Annotated in this window: 19 protein-coding genes; 18 read left to right on the top strand and 1 reads right to left on the bottom strand. The window is 58.3% G+C overall.

Annotation, left to right across the window (positions count from 1 at the left end; all coding sequences use genetic code 11):
- Positions 1 to 73 precede the first annotated feature (73 nt).
- The 18 genes from FLM52_16595 (at position 74) to thiO (ending at position 17915) form a co-directional block, all read left to right on the top strand.
- On the top strand, positions 74 to 544 hold the full coding sequence (locus tag FLM52_16595; GenBank protein ID NVN57349.1) for a lipoprotein signal peptidase: 471 nt from the start codon (positions 74 to 76) through the stop codon (positions 542 to 544).
- A 20-nt stretch (positions 545 to 564) separates the two neighbouring features.
- Positions 565 to 1008 carry an FKBP-type peptidyl-prolyl cis-trans isomerase gene (gene fkpB / locus FLM52_16590; protein ID NVN57348.1) on the top strand — a complete coding sequence of 148 codons (444 nt, stop codon included), beginning with the start codon at positions 565 to 567 and terminating at the stop codon, positions 1006 to 1008.
- Positions 1009 to 1068: 60 nt separating this feature from the next.
- Positions 1069 to 2037 carry a 4-hydroxy-3-methylbut-2-enyl diphosphate reductase gene (gene ispH, locus FLM52_16585; protein ID NVN57347.1) on the top strand — a complete coding sequence of 323 codons (969 nt, stop codon included), beginning with the start codon at positions 1069 to 1071 and terminating at the stop codon, positions 2035 to 2037.
- 222 nt (positions 2038 to 2259) lie between these two features.
- Positions 2260 to 2748: a type IV pilin protein gene (locus FLM52_16580; protein NVN57346.1), complete on the top strand. Its 489-nt coding sequence runs from the start codon at positions 2260 to 2262 to the stop codon at positions 2746 to 2748.
- Positions 2749 to 2822: 74 nt separating this feature from the next.
- On the top strand, positions 2823 to 3323 hold the full coding sequence (locus FLM52_16575) for a prepilin-type N-terminal cleavage/methylation domain-containing protein (GenBank protein NVN57345.1): 501 nt from the start codon (positions 2823 to 2825) through the stop codon (positions 3321 to 3323).
- Positions 3320 to 3886 (top strand): type IV pilus modification protein PilV, encoded by a 567-nt coding sequence (gene pilV, locus FLM52_16570; GenBank protein NVN57344.1) that lies wholly within the window; start codon positions 3320 to 3322, stop codon positions 3884 to 3886. Before FLM52_16575 ends, pilV begins: the two co-directional genes overlap by 4 nt.
- Complete coding sequence (locus FLM52_16565; GenBank protein ID NVN57343.1) at positions 3883 to 4872, top strand: hypothetical protein; 990 nt, start codon at positions 3883 to 3885, stop codon at positions 4870 to 4872. Before pilV ends, FLM52_16565 begins: the two co-directional genes overlap by 4 nt.
- Positions 4872 to 5450 (top strand): hypothetical protein, encoded by a 579-nt coding sequence (locus tag FLM52_16560; protein NVN57342.1) that lies wholly within the window; start codon positions 4872 to 4874, stop codon positions 5448 to 5450. The genes FLM52_16565 and FLM52_16560 overlap by 1 nt, the downstream gene beginning before the upstream one ends.
- Positions 5451 to 5463: 13 nt before the next feature.
- On the top strand, positions 5464 to 9090 hold the full coding sequence (locus tag FLM52_16555; GenBank protein ID NVN57341.1) for a hypothetical protein: 3627 nt from the start codon (positions 5464 to 5466) through the stop codon (positions 9088 to 9090).
- A 10-nt stretch (positions 9091 to 9100) separates the two neighbouring features.
- Entirely contained in the window at positions 9101 to 9439 is a 339-nt protein-coding gene (locus FLM52_16550) for a hypothetical protein (protein NVN57340.1), read from the top strand.
- Positions 9439 to 9924, top strand: coding sequence for a prepilin-type N-terminal cleavage/methylation domain-containing protein (locus tag FLM52_16545; GenBank protein ID NVN57339.1), 486 nt, complete (start codon positions 9439 to 9441; stop codon positions 9922 to 9924). The genes FLM52_16550 and FLM52_16545 overlap by 1 nt, the downstream gene beginning before the upstream one ends.
- A 146-nt stretch (positions 9925 to 10070) precedes the next feature.
- Positions 10071 to 10706, top strand: a complete 636-nt coding sequence (locus FLM52_16540; protein NVN57338.1) for a prepilin-type N-terminal cleavage/methylation domain-containing protein — start codon at positions 10071 to 10073, stop codon at positions 10704 to 10706.
- A 40-nt stretch (positions 10707 to 10746) separates the two neighbouring features.
- Entirely contained in the window at positions 10747 to 11172 is a 426-nt protein-coding gene (locus FLM52_16535; GenBank protein ID NVN57337.1) for a hypothetical protein, read from the top strand.
- A complete protein-coding gene (locus FLM52_16530) occupies positions 11169 to 12125 on the top strand; it encodes a hypothetical protein (protein ID NVN57336.1) in 957 nt (318 codons plus the stop codon). The genes FLM52_16535 and FLM52_16530 overlap by 4 nt, the downstream gene beginning before the upstream one ends.
- Positions 12122 to 12643, top strand: a complete 522-nt coding sequence (locus FLM52_16525) for a pilus assembly protein (protein ID NVN57335.1) — start codon at positions 12122 to 12124, stop codon at positions 12641 to 12643. The genes FLM52_16530 and FLM52_16525 overlap by 4 nt, the downstream gene beginning before the upstream one ends.
- A 2-nt stretch (positions 12644 to 12645) precedes the next feature.
- Positions 12646 to 16092 (top strand): hypothetical protein, encoded by a 3447-nt coding sequence (locus tag FLM52_16520; protein NVN57334.1) that lies wholly within the window; start codon positions 12646 to 12648, stop codon positions 16090 to 16092.
- Positions 16093 to 16205: 113 nt separating this feature from the next.
- The gene (locus FLM52_16515) at positions 16206 to 16637 is read left to right on the top strand and encodes a type IV pilin protein (protein ID NVN57333.1); all 432 of its coding nucleotides are present in this window, start codon (positions 16206 to 16208) and stop codon (positions 16635 to 16637) included.
- Positions 16638 to 16769: 132 nt separating this feature from the next.
- Positions 16770 to 17915, top strand: coding sequence for a glycine oxidase ThiO (gene thiO / locus FLM52_16510; protein NVN57332.1), 1146 nt, complete (start codon positions 16770 to 16772; stop codon positions 17913 to 17915).
- Positions 17916 to 18009: 94 nt separating this feature from the next.
- On the opposite strand, the gene FLM52_16505 is transcribed toward thiO, so the two are convergent.
- Positions 18010 to 18273, bottom strand: a complete 264-nt coding sequence (locus FLM52_16505; GenBank protein ID NVN57331.1) for a hypothetical protein — start codon at positions 18271 to 18273, stop codon at positions 18010 to 18012.
- Between the last annotated feature and the right edge of the window lie 5 nt (positions 18274 to 18278).

Below are 18278 nucleotides of genomic sequence, written 5' to 3'. Positions count from 1 at the left end.
ACGACAGGAAGGTAACATGACGTCTTCTTCACAAGGCCCCGCGACGGATACCCCCTCGGCCGGCAGTGAGCCGATGCGCTCGCCGCTGCGCTGGCTGTGGCTGTCGCTGGTGATCGTGGTGCTGGACCTGGCCACCAAGTGGCTGGCCAGCAGTTCGCTGGTCTATGGTCAGGCCAACGAAGTGCTGCCGATCTTCAATCTGACGCTGCTCCACAACACCGGCGCGGCGTTCAGTTTTCTGGCCGGCCATGATGGCTGGCAGCGCTGGTTGTTTGCGGGTATTGCGGTGGTGGCAGCCATCGGCCTGAGTATCTGGCTTGCGCGCCTCAAGCGTCACGAGACCTTCACCGCGCTGGGCATCGCGCTGGTGCTGGGGGGCGCGCTTGGCAATCTCTATGATCGTGTCGTGCATGGCTACGTGGTGGACTTCCTGTCCTTCCACTGGGGCAATGCCTTCTTCCCGGCCTTCAACGTGGCGGACGTCGCCATCAGCCTGGGAGCCGTGGCACTGATTCTTGAATCTTTCCGTGGCCGCTCCGAATGAGCGCCACAAGCGAGGTCAGCATGAGCGAGCATCGTATCGCCGATAACATGGAGGTCAGCCTCCATTTCCGTCTGCGTCTGGAAGACGGCACCGAGGTGGACTCCACCTTCGACAAGACACCGGCCACCTTCCAGGTGGGTGACGGCAATCTGCCGCCGGGCTTCGAGCGTTCGATCATGGGCATGGCGGCGGGCGAGACCGGCAGCTTCACGATCACGCCGGAGCATGCCTTCGGTCAGCACAATCCGCAGAACGTCCAGACCGTGGCACGAAAGAGCTTCGATGAAGAGATCGAGGTCGGCATGGTGATGTCCTTCGCCGAGCCGTCGGGCTCGGAGCTGCCGGGCATCATCCGCGAGATCGATGAGCGTGACGTCCAGGTCGACTTCAATCACCCGCTGGCCGGGCGTACCCTGACCTTCGAGGTCGAGGTGCTGTCAGTCGCCCCCGCGACCACGCACTGAGTCTTCTTTCCAGAGGTGCGCTCCCCCGTGAGTGCACCTCGCCATCAAGCGGAGCCTGTCATGCAGATCAAGTTGGCCAACCCGCGCGGTTTCTGCGCCGGAGTGGATCGCGCCATCGATATCGTCAACGGAGCGCTCGACGTGTTCGGGCCGCCGATCTATGTGCGTCATGAGGTGGTGCACAACCGTTTCGTGGTCGACTCCCTCAAGGAGCGCGGCGCCATCTTCGTCGAGGAACTGCACGAAGTGCCGGATGACGTCATCGTCATCTTCTCGGCACACGGTGTCTCGCGTGCCGTGCAGGAAGAGGCCGAGCGTCGCAACCTCAAGGTCTTCGATGCCACCTGTCCGCTGGTCACCAAGGTGCACATGGAAGTCCTGCGCTATGCGCGCAAGGGCCAGGATTGCGTGTTGATCGGCCATGAGGGTCACCCGGAAGTCGAGGGCACCATGGGCCGCTATGACGCTTCCCAGGGTGGCACCATCCACCTGGTGGAAGACGAGTCCGATGTGGCGCGTCTGGAGGTCAAGGACCCGGAGCAACTGGCCTTCGTCACCCAGACCACATTGTCCATGGATGACACGGCCCGCGTGATCGATGCGCTGCGCGAACGCTTCCCGGCGATTCAGGGTCCGCGCAAGGATGACATCTGCTACGCGACCCAGAATCGTCAGGATGCCGTGCGCATGCTGGCAGAAGCCTGCGATGTGGTGCTGGTGGTCGGCAGCCCCAACAGCTCCAACTCCAATCGCCTGCGCGAACTGGCCGAGCGCATGCAGACCCCCGCCTGGTTGATCGACGATGCGCAGCAGATCGAGGCCAGCTGGCTCGAGGGGATCGGCAGCATCGGTATTACCGCCGGGGCCAGCGCCCCCGAAGTGCTGGTGCAGGGCGTGATCGATCGCCTGATGGCGCTGGGAGCCTCGGCACCCGAAGAGCTTGAGGGTCAGGAGGAGAATATCGTCTTCTCCATGCCCAAGGAGCTCAAGGAGCGCTTGATCGCCTCGGACCAGATCCGCGAGCTGTAACGCCTTGTAAATTTCTGCCAGTGAAGGAGCCGCGACCCTGTCGCGGCTTTTTTTGTGCGCGTCCTTCGTGGTTTGCCATTAAATTCAGTATTTTCTTGTATAAGCAATGGCATTCTTGAGCACGATCGTTGATCAACCTGGTGTGTATTGAAAAAAAATGTAATGCCCAGTTACCAAAATGATACATAATGGAGGTATAGTTCGTATTCTGGAGACTTTCCCATGCCACGACTGTTCTCGGTCATCGGTGTCAGCAGTGCAGGTGCACGCCGCAAGCCGAAACCGGGGCGCGGGGCAGCTGGCAGGCGTCGGGCTCAGGGCTTCACCCTGATCGAGATGATGATGGTGGTCGCGATCATCGGCATTCTGGCGGCGGTCGCCATTCCCTCCTATCTGGGTTATGTGGAGCGCAGCTGGCGCTCGCATGCCCAGCAAGCGCTGGGGCAGCAGGCCAGACAGCTGCGTGGCTTCTACTCCCAGAATTTCTCCGAGGCCCCCGTGGGGGATGATGACCAGCCGATGGATGGCGTCAGCCGTATAGAGGACAGCGGTGGCAATCTTCGCTACCTGATCACGTATCGCAGTCTGTCTGCCTCGGCCTTCGTCCTGCAGGCGACGCCTCAAGGGGCACAACTCAATGACGACTGCGGCATACTGTGGATGGACCAGGACATGAATACTGGTGCCGAAGGAGGAGGTCGGTGCTGGTGATGGTGGGCCCCTAGAAGGCAGACGCGAGTCCGGCATGGCCGGTCGACCCTTAGCGGCAAGGAGACGTATCTCTCATGCGCCAATCCCGTGGTTTCACCCTGATCGAGCTGGTCGTGACGGTGGCGATCATTGCCATCATCGCGACCTGGGCGGTGCCGGCCTGGCAAGGCCTGGTGCAGCGCTCTCAGGTGGAGTCCGATGTGCGTGCACTGACCCATGCGCTCGGCATGGCGCGCAGCACCGCCACCACGCGCGGTGTGGATGTGAGTGTCTGTCCCTATGCGCCGAGCGTTGCCACCCCCAATCCCACGACCTGCGACGATGATTGGGCGAATGGCTGGGTCGTCTATGTTGGAAGTACTTCCAATTTCACCCTCGACGACCGCCTGTGGATTCATCAGGACAGCAATGCGGTTGCCCAGTCGGGGGGCGCCTCCAGGATCACCTACAACGATCGCGGCACGTTGACTAGTGGCAACAGTACGCTGGTGTTCTGTGCGGCCTCCGATGCGACCTCTGTCGTCGTGGCACCTTCGGGTCGCGTACGCCTTGAATCAGGAGGGGACTGCTCATGACAGCATTGTTGATGACCACATCCCTCAAGAAAGCCCTGCAGCCGAGAGTGCTGAGGAAAACAGTGCTGTCTCGCCTGCAACGGCGCCGTTCCGCTCGGCATTCTCAGCGCGGCGTCGGCCTGATCGAGGCGCTGGTCGCGGTCATGCTGCTGGGGGTTTCCCTGCTGGGGCTGGGGTTGTTGCAAGTTCAGACGCTGCAGCATCAGCGCGTCAGCTACAGCAATACCGTGGCACAGCTGCTGTCGCTGGACATGGCTGAACGTATCCGCGCCAACCTTGAGGCTATCGATCAATATGACGATGCCGACACCGCCAATGCGCCGGTGGATGGATGCAGCTCGGACTGCGCGCCCGCAGAGCTGGCAGACCAGGACATCATTGATTGGCGTGACGCCATCATCGGCTCCACGCTGACCAGCGGCGTCGGCAGCGTGGAAGTCGACGAGCGTGTCGTCGGCGGGGCCGGCATCGGCGTTCACGACGTCAGTGTCCAGGTACAGTGGAGTGACCCCATCAGCGGGGGAGTTGACCAGCAGACCTATCGTTTCGAGGTAGAGCCATGAACCGCTGTTCCCCTGCAGCGGCCCGCCGACGTGCCGCCCCCGACACCGTCCGACCTCATGGCCCGAAGCGCCAGGCGGGTATCGGGCTTGTCGAGCTGATGATCAGCCTGGTACTGGGACTGCTGATCACGGCCATGGCCGTGCAGATGTTCTCGACCTCACGCAGCACGGTGAGTACTCAGGAAGCGCTTTCCTATCTGCAGGAGTCAGCCCGCTACGTGTCCTTCCGGCTTCAGCCGCTGATGCGCAATGTGGGCTACGCAGGCTGTGCCAATAGCCGCGATATCACCAATGCCAGCTCAGTGGATGCCTCTCACGATCTCACGGCGCCCTTCGGGGGGCAGCAGCGTACCCAGCGGGGCCTCAGCTATTTCAATCTGACGTTCGTCGCTGCCAGCAAGGACGGCGATGAAACCACGCTGACCAGCAGCATGACGTCGCTGGGTGGTCCACTGTCCGTGCGCAACGGTAGCGAAGCTGCCTTCGTGACCAACGAGTATGCGCTGGTCAGTGATTGCAGCAGCACCGATGTCTTCAGGGTGTCAGGCACCACCCAAGGTAATGTGGAAACCAACGACACCCTGTCACGTTCCTATGGCAGCTCTCAGTCCTCGAATGCCTATCTCTACCCGGTGCAGGCCTGGGAGCTGCGGCTGGATGACCAGGCCAACGATTCCTCGGTGCGTGCACTGTATCTCGACCGTATCGATGCTGCTTTCGCACGGGAAGAACTGGCCTCCGGCGTACAGGGATTCGATGTCAGTTTCAGCCTGGATACCACCGGCAATGGCAGTGTCGATCGCGTCAAGGTGCCGGCCGCCACGGTGCGCAGCGAGGGCCGTTGGGATGAGGTGCGTCGTATCGAGATCGCCCTGACGCTCGAGAGCCTGCCGGGAGTGGTGCCGGGCGGGGATAATGATGGGCGTTTGACGCGAACCTTCAATCTCACGTTCACACCGCGCAATCTGCAACTGAGGGGCAGCTGATGAATACATCGTCTTCAACGTCCAGAGTCTGCGCGGTCACTCGGGGGGCAGCACGTCAGCAAGGTATCGCCTTGCTGATCGTGTTGATCATGCTGGTCGTGATCGGACTGCTGGCCGTCACGGGAGTCGAGGACAGTCAGCTGCAGACACGTATGGCCGTCAACAGCCGCAACTTCGAGCAGTCCTATTACAACGCGGAAACCAGTCTGAGCATCGGCGAGCGCGCACTGCAGGAAGGCCTGGAGGATGGTACCTGGAACCTGAACAGTTTCGATGATTCCGCCGGGCTGATGCTGGCGCTGCCCGAGAATGCACCGCCGATCAACCCGCTCTCGGAAGCGGATTGGCAAGCCAACGGCATCCAGACGCTGGACAATGATACCGGTGCGGTCATCGGAGCCTATGTGATCGAGTATCTGGGCAAGGTCGGCGAGCCGCCGCTGAATGCCAGCAACGAAGTGAATGCGGTAGGTACGCGCCTGGATGCCTTCCGTATCAACGCGATGGGCACAGGAGGCGGCAATGGTGCCTCCTGGACAGTAGTGCAAAGCGAGATGGAACTGGGCCCTTACTTCTGAGAGGAGCATGAACATGCGTTATCTGCTGAGTGGTGCCCTATGCCTTGTCGCCTTGCCCTGTCTGGCGGCCCCCGGGGAAATCGCCCGCGCCCCGGTCACGGAAGCGACCGGGGTTCAGCCAAATATCCTGTTCATTCTGGATGATTCGGGCAGCATGGCCTGGGAGGATACGCTCAACAAGGGGGTGGAACACTGGAGCCTCCAGCCGGCTTCCTCACTGATGGGATACACCGGGGTGTATTCCAAGAGCCTTGTCACGGTAAGAAACAATCATGATGCCGATGATCGTATCTTCAGCTATACGGATCTTGGCGGGGCCGTCGGTGCCTGCATGGGTTTCAATGTCATGGCCTACAATCCTGCGCTGACCTACACCCCCTGGGCAGGAGTGGACAAGGCGGGTATCGCCTATCAGAACATGCGCCTGTCGTACGTCCGGGATGACCCCTACGAGCCTACCAGCTGGGCCAGGCTGAACAGCGATGTCTACTATGTGCGCTGGGACGACAATGGCGATGGGGACTATGACTATGGTGAATGCGGGCTCTACCGGGATGGTGCGGGGCGCCTGTATCTGGACGACGATCATGTCGTAGAGGTGGATGACCTGTCCGCGGCTCAGCAAGTCAACTTCGCCAACTGGTTCACCTACTATCGCGACCGCATGCTGGTTGCCAAATCCGCCATGGCCGGTGTAATCAATGCCAATGAGTCCCGGGTCGGGCTACGCACCATCCAGGGTCGCAACAACCGCAACGTCGCGGACATGACGGACTCAGATGAGCGTGATGATCTGATGGAAGAGCTGTTCACCGCCTATCCCTCCGGTGGCACCCCTCTGCGTACCGCGCTCAAGAATGCCGGTGAGTATTACTCCAGCACTGGTCGTTCAGCCCCCATTCTGAGTGCCGATGCAGGCGGCATGTGCCAGCAGAACTATTCCATCCTGATGACTGACGGCTACTGGAATGGTTCAAGCCCCAGTGTCGGAAACGTCGATGGTGGCAGTGGCGACTTCATCAGTGCCAGTCATCGTGACAGCTATTCCAATACGCTTGGCGATGTCGCGATGAAATATTATCGCGAGGACCTGCGGACTGACTTGATCAACAGCGTGCCTACCATACCGGGAGTGGATGAAAACTCCGCTCAGCACATGGTGACCTACACCGTCGCTTTTGGTGTGGATGGCTCGCTGTCCGAGAACCCTGCTGATCTTGAATCTGCCTTTACCTGGCCGCAGCCTTCCGCCAATGCCAATACCACCATTGATGATCTGCGCCATGCGGCCTGGAACGGACGTGGTGAATATCTCAGCGCCGCCAATCCGCAGGCATTGATTGATGCGCTGAACAATATCGCGCAGTCCATCGCAGGGCGCGCGGCCAGTACCGGTAGCCTGGACATCAGTAGTGGGGGGCAGACCAGCGGCGCATACGTGATTCAGACCATCTATGACCCCGCTGATTGGTCGGGCGATGTCGTGGCACGCAAGATTGGCAGCAATGGCACCTTGAGTCAGACCTCGGAATGGTCCGTCGCGGAGTGGTTACGTGAGGATGCCAGTCGTAGCACAAGCCGCAAGGTGATCACCTACAACCCGGGTATCACCGAGGTGGATGAGAAGGCGTTCTTCTTCAATATCGAGGAGGCCGGATCACTGGAGGCCGAACAGGTACTGGACCTCGTGGGTTTCCTCGATGAAACACTTCTGTCAGACACGTTGTTGGCAACGCTGCGGAGAACCGTCCGGGATGATGACGACGACGACGACGACGACGACGACGATGACGATGACGACGACGATGATGATGGCATTCTTGGCAGTGTCGGCTCAGTGGTAGGAGGTGTCGCCAGTGGCGTGACTCAGCTGACGGGGCGCGTCCTGGACACTACCGGTACTTTCCTGAAGCTGGATGGCGCCAATCTTGGCGTCAGAACGTCGGATCTCGAGAATCTGATCGGCTACCTCAAGGGTGACGATGCCTACGAGGGTACCTTGTTCCGCGAGCGTGACGACAACTATCTCGGGGATATCGTGCATGCCTCGCCGGCGATCGTCGGTCCGCCTTCGGCCAGCTATCGCAATGACATGGAAGTGTCTTCGTACCGCTCTTTCAAGACGCTGTATGAGGACCGCCAGAACATGATCTACATCGGTGCCAATGACGGCATGCTGCACGCCATCGACATGGAGACCGGTGAAGAGAAGTTCGCCTACATGCCGTACGCCGCCTTCAGCATTGAGAACGGGCGTGGTATTCGCCAGCTCGCTGATCAGAACTATGTCCACCAGTACTATGTCGATGCCACGCCAGTTGCGCGTGACGTACATGTCCAGTTGGGCGATGAGGATGCGCCCGGTTGGCACTCGGTTCTGCTGGGTGGGCTGGGCGCTGGTGGCAAGGCGGTCTACATGCTGGATATCACCGATCCTGAAGGCTTCGAATCATTGGGTGAATCCGACGGCACCTCGCCGGCCGAGATAGTGCAGTGGGAATTCACGCACGAGGATCTCGGCTATACCTTCAGTGATATTCAGGTAGCGCGTCTGGATGACGGCAAGTGGTATGCCATCTTCGGCAATGGCTACAACGCCGACAGCGATGGACGTGCCAAGTTGTTCATCGTGGACCTGGAAGACCCCGACAACTATGCGCTGCTTGATTCTCAACAGGGCAGCAATGCTGGTGGTTCCTGCACCTCTGCCAGCAGTGACTGCAATGGCATGTCGAGTCCTGAGCTGGCCGACATCGACGCCGATGGCATCACCGACTGGGTCTATGCCGGCGATCTGCATGGCAATGTTTGGGTATTCGACATGCGCGAGTTCTCGCTGAGCAACATCGGCAGCAGCGAGATGTCGCGTCTGTTCCAGTCATGTGCCGTTGCCTTGAACAGCACGTCATCGACCTGTCCGGCGGCTTACCGTCAGCCCATCACATCGCGGGTAGCCGTGGCACGCAGCGGTGTCTTCAACAGCACCGTCGATACGCCGTACCTGAATGTGTACTGGGGCACCGGGCAATTGCTGACGCTGCAGGATGCGGTCGATACCTCGACGCAATCCTTCTACAGCGTGCTGCATACAGGGTCCTCGACTCGTCGTCATCATGGCCAGCTGGAAAAGCAGAGCTTCTCCAATATCAGCGGCGTGAGTGACGCGCGGACGGTCACGGGGGTAGGCGTCGATTATTCCAATCAGAACAACAATGGTATGCAGTACGGCTGGTATCTGGAGCTACCGGACTCCGGTGAGCGTCTGGTGACCATCCCGGCTGTCCGTGGTGATCTGATTGTCTTCAATACCACCATCCCGGGCTCCAATGGCCCCTGTACTGGCGGTGCCAGTGGTTGGCTGAATGCGCTCAGCTTGCGCAACGGTCTGCAGCCGGTACGCAGTTACAACAATGTGCAGCAGGTCTTTGATTACAACGGTGATGGCGAGGTCAACGCGAGCGACAACGTCAACAGTCAGGTCGTACTCTCGATCAAGACAGAAGGCGAGCCCACCTCACCGAAATTCCTGGGTGATACCCAGTATGTCGGTCAGGGTGGCACCAATCAGGTGGTCGAAATGGCCATGGACTTCGGGATCGATGGGCTGGAAGGCCGTAGTGCCTGGTATCAGCTGCGCTAGGAGAGAGACCATGAAGACATCACGACTCAAGCTGACTGGTAGTGGACTGATGCTGGCGGCGGGCTTGCTCTTCACGAGCTGGAGCTCCCAGGCCCTGGCGGAAGATGCCCTGATTCCGCTGGTCATGGAGCAGAGCGTCACCGGCGTCATCGACGAGCGAGAGGGGGATCAGCTGCTCGTCGACGACATGGGGTTCGTGCTTCAGCCGGAGAGCCGGATACTCAATCGCAATGGGCGCGAGCTGAAGGCCTTCCACCTCACGCCGGGGCAGGAGGTCGAGGTGCGCTTCGACCCACGTGGTGAGCCGAAGCAGGTCATCGAGATCACGCTACTACGTAGGGGGCGCTGATGATCAGGCGAACTGGAGGTTCTCGAGCACAAGGCGGCTTCGGTCTGCTGGAGCTCATGATTGCGGTGGCCATCATCGGCATTCTGGCGGCGATCGCCTATCCCAGCTATCAGGACCAGGTGGAGCGTTCACGTCGTACCGATGCCACCACCGCCTTGCTGGCGCTTGCCCAGACCCAGGAGCGCATCATGGCAACCTGCGGTGAATACGCGACGGCCAGCGTGACAGCGGCGACCAGCTGTGGAGATGCGCTCGGCGGCGGTGGTGGCGGTATCGGATTGGGTCAGGCAGATGCGGTCAGTGAGGAAGGTTTCTACAATCTCGCCGTCGCAGGGGATGCAGACAGCTATACCCTGACTGCCACTGCTACCGGCAGTCAGGCCAATGATGAGGACTGCGCCACCTTTACACTCACGGAGCTGGGAGTGAAGGGCGCGGCAGTTCTCGCCGACTCGGAAGGCACTGACAGCAGTGATTGCTGGTAAGCACTGACAGCCGACATTGCATTCCAAGCCCCAAAGCCCCGATCTTCGATGATCGGGGCTTTTTTTGACCATGTGATGGTATTTCAGGGCACGCACTCTTGAGTGCATGCCCCCTGATCTTGTTGTTAAGTATCGACTGAGTGAGAATGCGCAACTGCTTAACTGCGAATGTTTGCATTTTAGTCATCTTTCGGATCATTCCAATGGAAGAGTCAACGAAGCAACCCCTCTTGGCTGCTGCCGGACTTTATGGCAAGTGGGGCCGTGCGATGCATGGCTTTACCCTTGTCGAGCTGATGGTCACCATTGCGGTATTGGCCATCATCTCGACCGTCGCTGTGCCTGCCTGGCAGGGATTCATTACTCGTCAGGAGGTTGCAAGCACGACCGAGACACTCACCACTGCTCTCAACTATGCGCGGAGCACCGCCGTGACTCGAGGGCGCCAGGTTTCCGTGTGTCCGCTCAGTGGTGATGGTAGTCGCTGTGAAGATACGACTGCGTGGAACAATGGCTGGGCAGTGGTACTGGGGAGCCCCGCAGATGCAATGAGCAACTTCAACTCCGACAAGGTTGAGGTTCTGCGCGAACATGCCGGCAGTGCTTCAGTGCAGATCGCTAGCAAAAACATTTCCTTTGATAGCCAGGGCGCGGTGAACAGCACAACACGTCTTCTGATATGCGGCCATGCAGCATCACAAGCTCATCGTCAGCTGGGGTTGTCTATCATCGGCCGCCTGGTGCCAGAGGCGTATGGCGCCGGAGGAATGAGTTGTGGATAAGGCATGCTGGCCAGTACGTCCTAACCAGCACGGGGCTAGTTTGATCGAGGCATTGATTGCCGTGCTGTTGATGGGGCTTGCACTGCTCGGGTTTGCATTGATGCAGATGGAAACTCTGCAGGCGAATAATGAGAGCTTCGCTCGCACTGAAGCGCGCATTTTGCTGGTGGGTATGGCTGAGCGCATTCAGGCGAACCCTGAAGGCCAATATTCGGGGAGAAATACGAAAACCGCCACGGAGCAGCAGGCCGTGACAAGCGATGATGCGCTGGCTGCCCATGACGTCTGGTCGTGGCAGCAAAGACTTGCCAATAGTCGTTTACCCGAATCCATAGGCACTATCACTGAACGTGGCGGCCAACTTGATCTCTCCCTTTCCTGGCAAGCGGCAGCCGACAAGGGGAGTGCCGGAGGTGGGGATAGCCAAACACTCACTGAGACACTTCAGATCCGGGTTACCCCATGAAGCCATCATTCGGTCACCATCAGTTCCGACAGCGAAGTCCCCGACGCCAGCAAGGCATTGGCCTGGTCGAGTTGATGCTAGGGTTGGTGCTGGGACTATTCATCACTGGTATGGCGCTTCAGTACTTCTTGACCACACGCGCTACCGCGACGACCCAAGAAGCACTGTCCTATCTTCAGGAAAGTACTCGTCATGTTTCACATCGCCTGCAGCCAGTCATGCGTAACATTGGCTTCTCGGGGTGTACGCCCTGGTCGAGTGTCAGTGACAACACGGGAACTCACGCTCAGCCACTGGCCGTTGAGTCGGTGACTGAGGACGGGATGAGCTATGATCGCCTTGCCATGCAGATTCCCGCCTTGGCTCTGGCCAGTGACGGTCAACGTGGTTGGCAGTTGTCTTCTTCGGCAGCCCAAGGAGATCGCTCCCTTGACGTGAAGAACTTCAGTGGCGATCAGCTGGCGCCGGGCAGTTATGTCATGATCAGTGATTGCGAAAGTGGTGACATTGACACTATCAGTAGTCGTGAGGATGGCAAATTGTCGTTATCGAGTGGCTTGCAACACGGCTATGGGGGCAATCAACAAACCCGTCCTTTTGTCTACCCTTTCGAGCGTTGGTATCTGGTAATGCTTGCCTCGACCGGCAGCGACCCGCAACGGCTCTGCCTGAGTTCGGACAATGCATCAGGTGATGGTCCCGCAGCTGGATGTGCAGAGGAGCTGGCCAGTTACGTGAATGGGATACAACTTCGTTTTGACCTTGCCGTAGGCAGCGGCTATGCCGTTGACCAGACGGCCAGCGAAGTCGCCGGCCGTTGGGATCAAGTTCGGCGTATCCACCTTGATCTGGTGCTCAGCACTCCGCCTTCACTTCAGATTGAAGGCGAAGCTGGTGGCACCATGCAACGTACCTTCTCCATGACGTTCAGCCCACGGAACCTTGGCTTATGAGTCCTCGTTATGCTTCGGCCCACCAGCAAGGTGGTATGGTGCTGCTGATGGTCCTGGTCATGCTGGTAGTCGTGGGCATGATGGCTGTGTCGGGCAGTGAAAATACTCAGTTGCAAACCCGTATGACGGTCAATGTGCAGCAATATGACACTGCTTATGCACGGGCTGAAGGATTGTTGAAAGAGGCTGAGGAACAGCTGGAAAGTGGTGGCATTTCACTGGGCGAATTTTCGACAGGAGAGAGCAACGGACTCTACGACCTGACGGTATCGGGTGTTGATGCGCCGAGTGATCTGCTGGCTCCAGATGACTGGGCCGGTATCGGTCATTTGACGGATGACGAGAACGGGAATTACATCATCGAGTACCTGGGCAGTACGGTTCAGGGCATTCTCAATGCCGATAATATGAACAATGCCTTGCCTGAAAATGGATATCGCATTACTGCAGCAGGTTGGAGCGGTAGTGATCGCCAGGCTCTGTCAGTCGTGCAGAGCGAAATCGTACTGGCACAGTAAGGATGCTTTATATGGACTCTCGTTCCCTTCGTTATTGTCTGTTGCCTGTATATGGACTGGTGCTTTTCACCACAGCCAATGACACGGCTTCCGCGGATGATGCGCGCATTCTCTCTCAGCTTCCGATTACCCAGAATGTGGGCGTGACTCCCAATGTCTTATTGTTATTGGACGATTCTGGCTCGATGTCTTTTGAAGATACCTTCGAGGGAGGGGAGTCAGGAGTAGGCTATACCAAATTATATGGTACAAGGCCAGAAGGATTATGTGGGCGTACACGTTGTAAAAGATATGTCTCATATGGACAGTATGAGTATTACTATAGTTACAGTCGGTATGGGTACCTGAATGTCGAGAAGCTATCGGGAAAATATTTTTGCTCTTCGAAAAACTCACAGGCTTATAATCCAAATATGGTGTATGAGCCTTGGAAGTTGACATCGGAGGGTGAAAGAGCACCTCAGATTAACCCGAAAAGGGCATTGATTGATTATGCAAAGGGTAACATCTCTAGCAATCGCGTTGACTTGACAGATGTCAAGCGAGGCTTCACTTATTATTCGGGTAGCGACTGCAGTGTGGCAAACCGTGTGGCGAATCTGACACCTTCGCAGCAGAATAATTATGCCAATTGGTTTACTTATTATCGTGATCGTTTGAGTGTGGGTAAAGCTGCCAGCTTGGAACTGTTGACAGGAACACAATATCGTACTGGTTTCGTGACGATAAACCCTGATGCCAGGACAGCTCAGCAGGTGGCTGTTGATGACATCGTTACCAGGCTTCTGAATACGGTCGGGGGTCTGCTGAATTCGCTTCTGGGCGGAGTTTCAGTCAATACCAATTCGCACTTTGACAAGATACGTGATGCCATTGCTACCAGTGTAATTAGCAGTATCAATAGTTACCTCGGCACACCATTACGTGAAGCACTTTACCGTGCTGGTGAATATTATAGCGGTAATGCTTCACCTATCTTGAGTGCTGATTTGGGCGGTATGTGTCAGCAAAATTTCACTATCCTGGTTACGGATGGCTTCTGGAATCGCGAGAGTACCAGTGGCGATCGTACTCGTGTTGAGTCGATCGGAGATGCAAATAATGATGGGCGACGTTGGTATTACTCCAATGGTGGATATGGAGGCAAAACGACATTAGCGGATGTTGCCTATTACTACGCGAACAAGGACCTCAAGGAATCATTGGGTAGTGGTAGTTATGAAAACCAGGTGATGACGACCTATACCGTCGCATTTGGTGTCGAAGCTGATGATGACAGGTGGAATACTCGACTGAATAGCGACATACCTGGATATGTGCAGGAATCGACTTCCAGCACCATCGATGACCTCAAGCAAGCTGCGGAAGATGGAGGTGGCCTCTACTTCAATGCTGCAGATCCTGCGGCGCTGGTTGATGCGCTGGCAGCCATATCACGAGATATCGTGGCACGTGGTGAGAGTGTCAGCGGTGTGGCGACCAATCTGAGTACCGCGCAGGTGGAAGCTGGTGGCATGGTGCTTCAGGCCAGTTATTCGCCGGCCAGCTGGTCGGGTGAAGTCACGGCGGTATCGGCAGTGTCTCAGGGAGGTTCCGATGCCGAGGTAGTGGATAGCGAAACATTCGAGGCAAATCAGGAGGCCCCTGGATGGAATGCATCGGACAGGCTGACGGCCAATCTCAATAAGTCAGGAATCGCCAGCCGCAAGGTCTATACCGCGGGTAACGGTTCCACAGTCGTGTTTTCAGCGGACAACCTCACCAGTGCTCAGCAGAAGGATCTGGAGCGTTATGCGCCCGATGATCTGAGCAATAGTGAGGGACGCGAGGCGGTGGTCGCCTGGCTCAAAGGGAGTCGCGCACTCGAGGGCAAGGGCCTGCGTGCCCGTCAGAGTAGTGTGCTGGGAGATATCATTGGATCTTCGCCCGTCGTTGTGACTCGCGAGGGCAGAAATGATCAGGGCAGTGTCTTTGTGGGAGCCAATGACGGCATGTTGCATGCCTTTGATCTCGAATCTGGTGATGAGCAGTTCGCGTATATTCCTGAGCTGTTGTTCAGCCAGGAAGATGGAGAAGGACTCGGTTATCTGGCAAGTACCGGTTACCAGCATCGTTATTATGTTGATGCCGTACCGCGTGTGACGACCCTGTCCGAGGGTAATACCTGGCTAGCCTCCGGGTTGGGTGGTGGTGGCCGTGGGGTCTTCGTGCTCAATGTCACCGATGTCGTCAAGGGGCGTGAGGTCTCTGCCGCTGGTCTGGCTGGTTGGGAGCTGGGGCCTGACGTTGCCGGCAGCGGCTTGAAGGACAAGGATATCGGCCATGTGTATGGTGATGTGCATATCGGAAAGCTCAACAATGGTCAGCAGGCGTTATTGGTGCCCAATGGCTTGAAGCCTGACAACGATCTGGCTCCAGCCACACTTTTCCTGCGTGACCTGAAGAGTGGCATGGGTATCGCCAAGCTTGCTGGAGGCACTGCTGCTGGAGAGTTGACCAGTATTCAGGTGGCGGATATCGACAGTAACGGGACGATTGATTTCGCTTACGGCGGCGATATGAATGGGCGGTTATGGAAGTTCAATCTCAGTGAGAAAGACCCTTCCAAATGGAAGGCTAGCCTGCTTTTCACAGCGAAGTGTGATGCAAGTGCTGGTGGGAGTTGTGCTGACGGAAGTGTCCAGCCGATCACGGTCAAGCCGACATTGAGTCGACTTTCAGGCGCAACGCATACCATGGACAAACCCAATCTGTTGATTTCATTCGGGACGGGCGAGCAGCTCTACACCCCGATTGATGATGACGTGGCCAGCCAGCAGAGTCTGTATACCGTACTGGATGATGGCAAGCATCTCGGTCTGGGACGTGAACAGCTTGAGCGGCGAGCGTTCACTGGGCTGGAATATCATGAGGGTGAGATTATCGGGCGCACGTTGAATGGGAAGCGCTTCGACTATGGGCAGCAACTGGTTGACGAGGATTCCCGCTATGGCTGGTATCTGGATCTCATCGATGATGGCGAGGAGGTCGTCCAGCCTGCCAGTCTGCTGGGAAATCTGCTGGTCGTCGCAACACGCACTGACGGGGGCGGCAGTAACTTCTGTGAAGCCAATAGCAGTGGTTGGTTGATCGCGGTAGATTCTCAGACAGGCTTGCCCTCCTATGACAGTGGCAACTCAAGTTATGTGCCGGTCTTTGATCTCAATGAGGATGGTGCCTTCGATTCAGGCGATATTCCGCTTGCCACTTCGCAGGACGGCACCGCTGCAGATGAGGTTTTCATCAGCATCAAGCTGTCAGGTGAACCTGGCGGCCTGGCCAGCATCGGCAATCATGTCTTTGTCGCTACAGGGGCCAGTGGCAACGCCTCCGGTACGGTTACTCCGTTTGAACTCAATGTACAGACATCTGCGACCTCTGGCCGTGTCTCCTGGTACCAGCTGCGCTGAGGCCTCGGTAAAGCGTGTGCTTTTATTGCTTATGTCAGCCACCGCAACTTGCCGCGGTGGCTGTTTCACGACAGGACGTGCCCATGATTGAACAAGTCATTGCCAATGAGCGCATGGACAGTCAGTCAAGCGCTTATCCAAGAGGGCGAGGCTTCAGCCTGATCGAGTTGATGATAGTGGTTGCCATCGTCGGCATTCTGGCTGCCATCGCGTATCCCAGTTACCAGAATCATGTTCTACGTACCCACCGCGAGGACGCTCATGTCGCGCTGGTGTCGCTGGCACAGGCGCAGGAGCGCTACATGGCGCGCTGTGGTGAATACTCATCCAGTATCGGGGGTGACGCGAGCTGTGATGATGACGGTTTGGGGCGTGCGACCACGTCGCCTGATGGCTTTTACACATTGGGTCTTGATGGCAATGCAACTGCTTTTACTGTCAAGGCGACGGCGACAGGTGTCCAAGCTCGCGATACTGAGTGCAAGTCCTTGAGCTTGAGTAGTACCGGGCGCCGTACGGCTGAAGGCGACGGCGACTGCTGGTAGCCGTGAATCGCTCGGCTGTGGCCAATGCTGGAGACTCGGCGCAATGCTGGATTGCCTGCGGCTCGCTTGCACCGCCTTGCGGGCGGCGTATTCTTGACCCCTTTCCCGGGCTGATGGCAGGAGCGAACAGGCGTGAATGACTTTGTGGTGGTAGGCGGTGGCGTGATCGGCATGCTGACTGCGCTGGAGCTGGCGGATGGCGGTGCCGAGGTTACGCTGGTCGAGCGAGGCCAGTGTGGGCGTGAGGCGTCATGGGCGGGTGGCGGTATCGTCTCGCCGTTGTATCCGTGGCGTTATCGCGCGCCGATCTCGCGCCTGTCTGCCTGGTCGGAAGGCTTCTATCCCACGCTGGCCGAGCGCCTGATCGAGACCACCGGCATCGACCCCGAATATCGCCAGCAGGGTCTGCTGTATCTGAATGTCGAGGATGCCGAGCAGGCACTGGCCTGGTCCCGGGAATATACCAAGCCGCTGACGCGCGTGGACGCCGACTTCGTCTATGACAAGGCTCCGGCGGTCGCGTCCGGTTGCGAGTCGGCGCTGTGGATGCCGACGCTGGGCAGCATCCGCAATCCGCGTCTGGGCAAGTCACTGCGCGCCGCGCTCGACGCTCACCCGCGCGTGCGCCTGCTGGAGAATGTCGCGGTGCAGGGCATCCTGCTGCAGGACGGCACCGCCATTGGCGTACAGACTGCCAATTCGGTGCTGGCTGCTGGCCAGGTCGTGGTCTGCGGTGGTGCCTGGAGTCGAGAGATTCTGAGTGAGGCGGGGCTTGCGCTGCCGGTGCGGCCGGTGCGCGGCCAGATGGTGCTGTTCAAGGCCCCCAAGGGGCTGGTGGAGCGCGTAGTGCTCAAGAATGGTCGCTACGTGATACCGCGGGGCGATGGTCGCATCGTGGCCGGCTCGACGCTGGAGGAGGTCGGCTTCGACAAGGCGACCACCCTTGAGGCGCGCGAGTCACTGATCAAGAGCGCCTGCGAGATCATCCCCGAGTTGGCGCAGTGTGAGGTCGAGCACCACTGGGCGGGACTGCGCCCCGGTTCGCCGACCGGCACGCCCTTCATCGGTGCCGTGCCTGAACGCCGCCACCTGCACGTCAATGCCGGCCATTACCGCAACGGGCTGGTACTGGCGCCGGCCTCGACCCGGCTGCTGGCGGATCAACTGCTCGGGCGTACACCGATCATCGACCCAGCCCCCTATCAGCCCGAGGCCCTGCTGACCGAGATCGCTGCTCTGGATACATCATCAGATGCCGTCGAGACCCGCTGGGCCTGAGCCTCGCCATCTCCCATCCAGCCTCTTCGTCTCCACCCTCAAGCCCTGTATCTCCCACCCTCAAACCCTGCGTCTCGAAGGTGGGAGATAGCCGTTACTTGCGCGGCCCTTCGTCGAGGAAGTGTTGCTGGTGTTCCTGGCAGCAGAAGTGCAGCGCCTCGTGGCGAATGGCGTCATTTTCCGGCAGATGCAGGTCGCAGTAGGCGCAGCGCACCATGTTCTGCGCCTCGCGTTCGGCGGGGTTTCCGTTGCCGTAGTCGTCCTGGCTCAGCTTCCATTGGCGATACATGCGGTAAAGGCGCAGGCCGGCCCAGAACAGGGCGGCGAAGACCAGCAGACGGATGATCAACAGGCTCATTCCTA

The organism is bacterium Scap17 (assembly GCA_013376735.1).
Classification (GTDB): Bacteria; Pseudomonadota; Gammaproteobacteria; order Pseudomonadales; family Halomonadaceae; genus Cobetia.
This window is presented reverse-complemented; position numbering and strand designations above follow the sequence as displayed.

What these genes read in the sequence shown, in the direction of transcription:
- FLM52_16595 (NVN57349.1), top strand. Translation starts at nt 74, where the DNA reads ATGCGCTCGCCGCTGCGCTGGCTGTGGCTGTCGCTGGTGATCGTGGTG.
- fkpB (NVN57348.1), top strand. Translation starts at nt 565, where the DNA reads ATGAGCGAGCATCGTATCGCCGATAACATGGAGGTCAGCCTCCATTTC.
- ispH (NVN57347.1), top strand. Translation starts at nt 1,069, where the DNA reads ATGCAGATCAAGTTGGCCAACCCGCGCGGTTTCTGCGCCGGAGTGGAT.
- FLM52_16580 (NVN57346.1), top strand. Translation starts at nt 2,260, where the DNA reads ATGCCACGACTGTTCTCGGTCATCGGTGTCAGCAGTGCAGGTGCACGC.
- FLM52_16575 (NVN57345.1), top strand. Translation starts at nt 2,823, where the DNA reads ATGCGCCAATCCCGTGGTTTCACCCTGATCGAGCTGGTCGTGACGGTG.
- pilV (NVN57344.1), top strand. Translation starts at nt 3,320, where the DNA reads ATGACAGCATTGTTGATGACCACATCCCTCAAGAAAGCCCTGCAGCCG.
- FLM52_16565 (NVN57343.1), top strand. Translation starts at nt 3,883, where the DNA reads ATGAACCGCTGTTCCCCTGCAGCGGCCCGCCGACGTGCCGCCCCCGAC.
- FLM52_16560 (NVN57342.1), top strand. Translation starts at nt 4,872, where the DNA reads ATGAATACATCGTCTTCAACGTCCAGAGTCTGCGCGGTCACTCGGGGG.
- FLM52_16555 (NVN57341.1), top strand. Translation starts at nt 5,464, where the DNA reads ATGCGTTATCTGCTGAGTGGTGCCCTATGCCTTGTCGCCTTGCCCTGT.
- FLM52_16550 (NVN57340.1), top strand. Translation starts at nt 9,101, where the DNA reads ATGAAGACATCACGACTCAAGCTGACTGGTAGTGGACTGATGCTGGCG.
- FLM52_16545 (NVN57339.1), top strand. Translation starts at nt 9,439, where the DNA reads ATGATCAGGCGAACTGGAGGTTCTCGAGCACAAGGCGGCTTCGGTCTG.
- FLM52_16540 (NVN57338.1), top strand. Translation starts at nt 10,071, where the DNA reads ATGCGCAACTGCTTAACTGCGAATGTTTGCATTTTAGTCATCTTTCGG.
- FLM52_16530 (NVN57336.1), top strand. Translation starts at nt 11,169, where the DNA reads ATGAAGCCATCATTCGGTCACCATCAGTTCCGACAGCGAAGTCCCCGA.
- FLM52_16525 (NVN57335.1), top strand. Translation starts at nt 12,122, where the DNA reads ATGAGTCCTCGTTATGCTTCGGCCCACCAGCAAGGTGGTATGGTGCTG.
- FLM52_16520 (NVN57334.1), top strand. Translation starts at nt 12,646, where the DNA reads ATGCTTTATATGGACTCTCGTTCCCTTCGTTATTGTCTGTTGCCTGTA.
- FLM52_16515 (NVN57333.1), top strand. Translation starts at nt 16,206, where the DNA reads ATGGACAGTCAGTCAAGCGCTTATCCAAGAGGGCGAGGCTTCAGCCTG.
- FLM52_16505 (NVN57331.1), bottom strand. Translation starts at nt 18,273, where the DNA reads ATGAGCCTGTTGATCATCCGTCTGCTGGTCTTCGCCGCCCTGTTCTGG.